Here is a 5,562-nt window from a genome sequence, read left to right as displayed (position 1 = left end):
TGGTGTCTTTGTGGTGAAAAAGATCCGGACTGAAACCACCAAGACACTAAGACACTAAGAGTACTAGCACCAACTGTATTGCCCATTAACCTGTCAAAATCTTTATGGCAAACTACTAGGTAGGCCCAATCCACTTTGGGAAGATCGCGCTTCTATGTTGGAGAAGTCCGACTGCGGCAAGCTAGATTGTGAACCAAAAATCCCCCAACTTCAAGTATCTGCTTCCATTTTCCCGATCAATTACCATTGAGAAAATGAGAACAAAAATGGGCCGATTGCAGAAGCTGGGAATAGGGAAAATCATTCATCAGAAGAAGTAATACCATTTCTCGAAAAAATGACTACAAATACGCTTGGCTTGTAGTAAGCACAAAGCGTGCTTGCTACGAACCATGTATAGTTCTACTTTTGAGAAGTCATATAAAGACTAACAGGAAAAGACTTGAAAAGCTTTTTCCCTTTAACTATTCTCCTTTTGCCACAAGAGTACAAAAGTAACTTTTGCAAGAGGTATAGTGTGTACTGCTGTACCTTTATCTACCCTATCTTCTTATGGATCTAAAGTCTCTGATTCGTGATATACCAGATTTTCCTAAACCCGGAATTTTATTTCGGGATATCACTACACTGCTGCGGAATCCCGAGGGATTGCGCTATACCATTGACTTGTTTACACAAAAAATTCTGGATGCTGGACTGACAGCTGATTACGTGGTGGGCATGGAGTCGCGAGGTTTTATGTTTGGTACACCTCTGGCTTATCAATTAGGAGCAGGTTTTATTCCTGTTCGCAAGCCAGGTAAGCTACCAGCAGCAGTACATTCGATTGAATATGAACTAGAGTATGGTACAGATTGTCTAGAAGTACATCAAGACGCTTTGCACCCAGACAGCCGAGTTTTGATTGTAGACGACCTGATCGCTACGGGTGGAACTGCAAGCGCCACAGCGCAGTTAGTACAGAAAATTGGCTGCGAACTGGTAGGATTTGGGTTTATTATCGAGCTACAGGATTTGCAAGGGCGTAAAAATCTACCAGATGTGCCAATTGTCACTCTGGTCGAATACTAGTCATTGGTCATTAGTCATTAGTCATTGGCTAAGGACTAATGACTAAAGATAAAGGACAAAGGACTAATGACAAATGACTACTACGAGAATTTCCTTGGAGACAAGTCGGGATTGGCTGGTGAAGCTAGTCACGAGTGAGATGTTTCTTTATGTGATGAAGCGGGTATTGCAGGCGCTGTTGACTTTGTTGTTGGCGTCGGCTTTGTCATTTTTCATCATTCAACTTGCTCCCGGGGATTATGTAGACACGCTGCGGCAAAACCCCAAAATATCGCCTGAAAGAATTGAAGAACTCAAGCAGCAATTTGGTTTAGATCGATCTTGGCCGGAACAATATCTTCTGTGGTTGTGGCGGATCGTCACTAAGGGTGATTTTGGCACAAGTTTTGTTTATCAACGCTCGGTGGCGTCACTAATCTGGGAGAGAGTACCAGCAACTTTACTGTTGGCGATCGCTTCTTTGATTGTCACTTGGGCGATCGCTATTCCTTTAGGGATAGTTGCCGCCGTGAAACAAAATCGCCCCACTGACCGGATTTTGCAAGTAATTAGCTACGCTGGCCAAGGATTTCCCAGCTTCATCACAGCCCTAGTGCTGCTGATTTTTGCTCAAATGACTGCCCCTTTGTTTCCAGTGGGTGGCATGACTAGCATCAATCACGCCGAATTGACGTGGTTTGGCAAAATCCTTGATGTTGGCTGGCACATGATTTTACCCACCATCGCCTTAAGTATCACTAGCTTTGCTGGCTTACAGCGCATCACTCGCGGTGAATTGCTGGATGTACTGCGTCAAGATTACATCCAAACGGCTCGTGCGAAAGGATTACCAGAAAACCGGGTGATATACGTTCACGCTTTGCGTAATGCCATTAACCCCTTAATTACTTTGTTGGGTTTTGAGTTAGCTAGTTTATTAAGCGGTGCCTTCATTGCTGAATTTTTCTTCAACTGGCCTGGTTTGGGGAGATTGGCTTTGCAAGCAGTGCAAGCTCAAGATTTGTATTTACTGATGGCAAGTTTGGTAATGGGTGCGGTACTGCTCATAGTTGGTAACTTAATAGCAGATTTGCTGCTAAAGGTCGCCGATCCTCGCATCAGCCTGGGAAATCTAAATTAGTTCTTTGTTAGTAGTTAGTAGTTAGTAGATAGTAGTTGGCTATTAACTACTAACCACTATCTACCAACCACTAACCATTGACTATTAACTATGTTTTCTGAAGTTTATTACTTAGTGCGATCAAAAACTGACGGTAGTTATCTGACTGCTCGTCCGAATTCAGAAGGGCTGGGTTATCTGTTGGTGTTCCGCGAACACTTTGATGCCCTCAGCTACCTCAACACCCATGCTAGAGACTTAGCTAACCGTTTTGCTGTGGAATCTCTTCCTGGTTCACAGCTGGGAAGTTTGCTTAAGCGTTGGGGTTTTAGCGGTTTGGCTATCGTTTCCGATCCGTTAGTACCCAAAGTTGAATTTTTACAGCAAAGTTAGGCAAAGGGATAAGAATTAGGGATCTATTATTTCTATTTCAACCTATGCGATCGCCGAAGAAAAAAAATAAATATCCCCCTCACCTTCTGATTAACTTGGCTTGGGGGATATAAAGTTTCGTTGTCTATATAGTTTCAGTATAAATCTTGATGTCCCTATTATATAAATCCTGCTTAAATTTTGACTAGCTAAAAAGTTAAATTTTACAGTATTTTTACAGTTTCTTTATCCCTGCTTTATACCAACAAATTTTTTAACAATTCTTATATCATAACAGTATATAACTTACCCAGATTCTCAACCAGAGAAATACTGTAAAAAATATGAAATTCCGGATTGTCGCTGCTTTCACTTTATTAGCTTGTGTTGGATTTACAGAGCAGGCTTTTGGATTCAATCAACTAGACGTAGACCAACTGAAAGCATCAGGTGCTTGTCCTCGGTGCGATTTAAGTGGTGCTGATTTAACTAAAATTAATTTGACTGGAGCAAATTTGCGAGAAGCTAACCTCAAGGCGGCAATTTTATCTGGTGCTAATCTCGTAAATGCCGATCTTACAAGTGCAAATCTGGAAGGTGCTACATTAACTGGAGCAAATCTTGCTGGTGCTTCCTTGACAGGTGCGTATTTGAAAGGAGCATCCCTAGAAAATACAAATTTGAGTTTTGCTGGTTTTATTAGCGCTAATCTCGAAGGTGCTAACCTCAAGGGTGCTAGGGAGCAGTTTACCAATTATCGAGGCGCAAACTTCCGACTGACCATTTTGCCCAATGGTGTTATCTCTTCTAATAAACCCTATTGGTGGTCGTTACAGCGCTTGAATCCGAAACAATGTAATAAATTTGAGGGCGATATCAATGGCTCAACCTGTCATGGAGATTAACATCAGAATTTTAGACTCGCAGTCAGATACTTAGACTGGTGCAGTCTTTACATTTTAGAAAGAAAAACATTATGGGCTTAGAGATGTGCTGTGGTACATCTCTAAAAGGTTTGTTTTTAACAAGATTAAATCAAAATAGTATCAATTTAGAGTTATTTGTCGGTTAACACTTCTTTATTATTAAACAAAGTGTTTAAGATAATTGAACAATGCTTAGCCGTATTAAAGATTTAGCTGCAACATTAGCTCCCCGCTTAATAGAAATTCGCCGTCACATCCATTCTCACCCAGAATTGAGTGGTCAGGAGTATCAAACGGCTGCCTTCGTTGCAGGAGTTTTATCTTCTAGTGGACTTCATGTAGAAGAAGGAGTGGGTAAAACAGGCGTGATCGGAGAGCTACAAGGTGTTGGTGAAGATAACCGCATCTTAGCAATTCGTACTGATATGGATGCTTTGCCTATTCAAGAACGCACTTGTTTAGAGTTCGCCTCTCGTGCAGAAGGCATTATGCACGCTTGTGGTCATGATGTTCACACCACAGTGGGTTTAGGAACAGCAATGGTACTTTCTCAGATTGCAGAGGAGCTACCTGGAAAGGTACGATTTTTATTTCAGCCAGCAGAGGAAATTGCCCAAGGAGCTAGCTGGATGGTAGCAGATGGAGCAATGGAGCAGGTGAGTGGGATATTGGGTGTTCATGTTTTTCCTTCCATCCCCGCAGGTTCAATTGGCGTGCGTTACGGCGCATTGACAGCAGCGGCTGATGATTTAGAGATTATCATTCTCGGAGAATCAGGACATGGTGCTCGTCCCCATGAGGCCATAGATGCGATTTGGATAGCCTCGCAAGTGATTACTACACTACAACAGGCTATTAGCCGCACCCAGAATCCCTTGCGTCCTGTAGTGTTGAGCATAGGGAAAATTAATGGTGGTAGAGCGCCGAATGTGATTGCCGACAAGGTGCAGTTATTGGGAACAGTGCGATCGCTCCATCCCGAAACTCGTGCCAATTTACCAAACTGGATTGACCAAATCGTCGCTAGTGTCTGCAATTCCTATGGTGCAAAATATCAAGTAAATTATCGCCAGGGTGTACCCAGCGTGCAAAATGATTATGTCTTGACGCAGTTGTTGCAATCATCGGCAGAAGAAGCTTGGGGTAGCGATCGCGTGCAAGTCTTACCCGAACCCTCTCTTGGTGCGGAAGACTTTTCCGTTTATTTAGAACGCACACCTGGCTGCATGTTTCGCTTAGGTGTAGGCTACAGAGACAGAGTGATTAACTTCCCGTTGCACCATCCTCAATTTGAAGTCGATGAATCTGCTATTGTCACTGGAGTTGTCACAATGGCATATACTGCTTATAGATTTTGGCAACAAAATAATTGATGATATCAAATCCGGCTAATTCATGTTCATTAATAACCCTCACCCCCTACCCCTCTCCCAACTTGGGAGAGGGGTAGGGGGTGAGGGCAGATACGATAACTAATCCAACGGATTTGATATGATAAGTCCAAGATATTAAACAAAAACTCCCGACACATGTTTGTGTTGGGAGTTTTAAACCTAACCTAGCAAATAGCTTTAAGTATCTAAATTACACCCGATATTAAAACTAAGGTGTAAATTAGATAGACTATCGAGCTGCACTTTGTTGACCTATTCTCTCTTGAATTTTCTGCTTAGCAGCTTTGAATTGGGTAGCCAGTTGCTCGCTTTGGTCGCTGCTTAAGTTATTGCGAATAGTAGCGAACATAGTGCTTTCTTCTTGACGAATATGATCGCCAACAGCGTCCATAAGCTGTCTAACTTTATCTTTGAATTGAGATGAAGAGGGGTTAATAGCCTTAATTTCCTCTAGCATCCGCTTCATTTCAGCTTGCTCATCGTATAGTTCTTGAGTATCGCTTTCACCGTAGAAAGAACGTACTCTTGGGTAGACAACTTCTTCTTCAGCTTCAGCGTGAGCAGTTAAATCTTTATAAATTTGACCAAAAGAATGGGATACAAGCCCCGTCCTTCTAGGACGGCTTTTCTTGATTCCTAATGTACTCCTTCAAGACTTCTATTGGCGCACCCCCTACAGACACCGCAAAATAACTGGGAC

General features: G+C 42.5%; 6 protein-coding genes and 1 pseudogene. 5 read left to right on the top strand and 2 right to left on the bottom strand.

Annotated elements, in window-relative coordinates:
* Positions 1 to 552 precede the first annotated feature (552 nt).
* The 5 genes from HXY43_RS25780 to HXY43_RS25760 all read left to right on the top strand — a co-directional run bounded on the left by HXY43_RS25780 (position 553) and on the right by HXY43_RS25760 (position 4,841).
* Positions 553 to 1,071 (top strand): adenine phosphoribosyltransferase, encoded by a 519-nt coding sequence (locus tag HXY43_RS25780; RefSeq protein ID WP_290889781.1) that lies wholly within the window; start codon positions 553 to 555, stop codon positions 1,069 to 1,071.
* A 73-nt stretch (positions 1,072 to 1,144) separates the two neighbouring features.
* A complete protein-coding gene (locus HXY43_RS25775; protein ID WP_290889778.1) occupies positions 1,145 to 2,191 on the top strand; it encodes an ABC transporter permease in 1,047 nt (348 codons plus the stop codon).
* 90 nt (positions 2,192 to 2,281) lie between these two features.
* Positions 2,282 to 2,563 carry a hypothetical protein gene (locus HXY43_RS25770; RefSeq protein WP_290889776.1) on the top strand — a complete coding sequence of 94 codons (282 nt, stop codon included), beginning with the start codon at positions 2,282 to 2,284 and terminating at the stop codon, positions 2,561 to 2,563.
* A gap of 323 nt (positions 2,564 to 2,886) precedes the next feature.
* A complete protein-coding gene (locus HXY43_RS25765; RefSeq protein WP_290889774.1) occupies positions 2,887 to 3,447 on the top strand; it encodes a pentapeptide repeat-containing protein in 561 nt (186 codons plus the stop codon).
* A 209-nt stretch (positions 3,448 to 3,656) separates the two neighbouring features.
* Positions 3,657 to 4,841: a M20 family metallopeptidase gene (locus tag HXY43_RS25760; RefSeq protein WP_026732181.1), complete on the top strand. Its 1,185-nt coding sequence runs from the start codon at positions 3,657 to 3,659 to the stop codon at positions 4,839 to 4,841.
* 250 nt (positions 4,842 to 5,091) lie between these two features.
* Here HXY43_RS25760 and HXY43_RS25755 read toward each other — a convergent pair whose 3' ends face one another.
* Positions 5,092 to 5,496 carry a hemerythrin domain-containing protein gene (locus HXY43_RS25755; protein WP_290889784.1) on the bottom strand — a complete coding sequence of 135 codons (405 nt, stop codon included), beginning with the start codon at positions 5,494 to 5,496 and terminating at the stop codon, positions 5,092 to 5,094.
* A pseudogene (locus tag HXY43_RS25750) lies at positions 5,477 to 5,562 on the bottom strand (IS200/IS605 family transposase); the annotation flags it as partial. The gene HXY43_RS25755 and the pseudogene HXY43_RS25750, both read right to left, overlap by 20 nt.

Origin of the sequence: Fischerella sp. (genome assembly GCF_013388695.1) — a bacterium.
Classification (GTDB): Bacteria; Cyanobacteriota; Cyanobacteriia; order Cyanobacteriales; family Nostocaceae; genus PCC9605.
This window is presented reverse-complemented; position numbering and strand designations above follow the sequence as displayed.